At 66.4% G+C, this 1,705-nt stretch carries 1 protein-coding gene; it reads right to left on the minus strand.

Going from position 1 to position 1,705, the window contains the following annotated elements; genetic code table 11:
• Window positions 1-227: 227 nt before the first annotated feature.
• Window positions 228-1,705, minus strand: a 1,478-nt coding sequence (locus ACFCZN_RS21160; RefSeq protein ID WP_430558072.1) for a MarR family transcriptional regulator, incomplete at its 5' end; no start/stop codon positions are given.

The raw sequence follows: 1,705 nt of genomic DNA on the forward strand, positions 1-1,705 counted from the left end.
GCTCAGCAAGCACAGCGACACCGTGGTCTTCCCGACACCACCCTTCTGGTTGCCGAGCGCGGTCGTCGTCGTCATCGGGTACCTCTCTCAAGTTGCCCAGGACGTCCTGCGAACGTCTGGTTGCGGCTGTTTGCATGAATGTATGAAGTCATGACCGGCGGCCACACTTCATGACGCTCTTCATGTCTGTGTTCATGAATGAAGATCGCAGCGGCCGGTCCGGCATCTCAGGCCACCTCCATCGCGAGGGGGGACTCACCGCTGGGGGAGTGCAGTTCGTTCCAGTCGGAGCCTTCGTCCCAGGCACCCTCGAACCTCGCCAGCCACGCACGCCATGCGGCCCGCTGTGCGCGGTGGCGACGCATCTGCTCGTAGATTGCGTCGAAGACGTCGAGGTGCTCGGCGACTCGCCCGAGACGATCAGGGAAGGCGCGCAAGCCGTCGCTACTGCGCTCCACGAGGTCCCACGCAACTAGTACGTCGACACTAGTGTGGACGGCCCGTCGCGAGATGCCGGTGACAGATACGAGCTCTGAAATCGAAGAGGCACGGCCTTGTTCGAGAGCTTCGAATACGAACGCGCTCACGTGACCCAGCTCGCGGAAGGCAGGCCGCAGCGAGAAGATCTTCCCTCTCTGCCACCGCAGCCCCTGGGCACTCTCCCGTAGGTCACTCGGGAGAGTGAGTTCGTACAGATCCGCCATCTCACCGCGGCCCGGCTCGATGAGGTCGATCCATCCGGCTCGCTGCAGTTCGTGGAGGAGCACAGACACAGTGGTGTAGTCCGCTCCGCACGCCTCTGCGAGAGACCGGCATCCGAAACCGACGTACTTGCTACCGCTCTTGTGTGCAGCTTCACCGATTGCCCGAAGCAGGAATCGTGCGGTGTACCAGTGCCGACCGGGGAGCCTCACAGTTTCGTAGGTCGAGACTGCCGCTCGCCAGGTCCGGATCCAGCCGTGGTCAGCGCCCCCCTGTGACAGAGGAGCGCTCGTGTTGGAGATGTGCACACTGTGATTCCGTGGCTCGTTGCCCGGTTCGGTGCTGAGTGGTGTGCGGGCGACGAAGGCCTGCGCCTTCAGCCAGTCGGCGCGTAGGGAGGCCGGGCGTCGGCCGGGCGAGTACCGTGCGTACATCCCGGCGAGAGCGGGCCACGTGCCGTCGCCGATTCGGCGCTGGACGTCCGTGATGTCCCAGCCGGCGCGTACGCTTGCGGTGATCACCGCTTGGCGGGCAGCTGAGGGGGAGTCGTATCTGCCGGCGTCCCAAATCCCGTTGCGAGCGATCGCGGCGACGCGGGCGGAGAGCTTGTTCGGGGCCGCGCCCTGGGGGAACGTGCCTGCCTCGGGCGCGGCCGCGAGGTCTGCTCTCTGAGCGCGCACAGCGGCGATGTCGGCAGCGAGGATCCCGCGCAGTTCCGCCAGCGTGGTCGGCGTGTTCGGGCGCCGCAGCATGTCGACGGCGCTGGAGAGGCTCGAGGTGAGCGTCTGGTGGCCTCCCGCGCCATGGGCTGAGCCCGGGGTGCGGATACAGCCTGTACGTACGCTGCGGTGCGGCCCGGGGTCGAGAGTCGGAGCGTGACGAGCCAGGGCCTCGACGATTTCCCGTGCTACTTCGAAGGGCAGGCGCTTGGCGAGCGGGACGTAGACGTGTCGTCCGCCCGTCGGTGCGACGTCAGTGAATGACCGCAGCCCCGCCACCGCGA

Origin of the sequence: Isoptericola sp. NPDC056134, from assembly GCF_042264825.1 — a bacterium.
Classification (GTDB): Bacteria; Actinomycetota; Actinomycetes; order Actinomycetales; family Cellulomonadaceae; genus Isoptericola; species Isoptericola nanjingensis.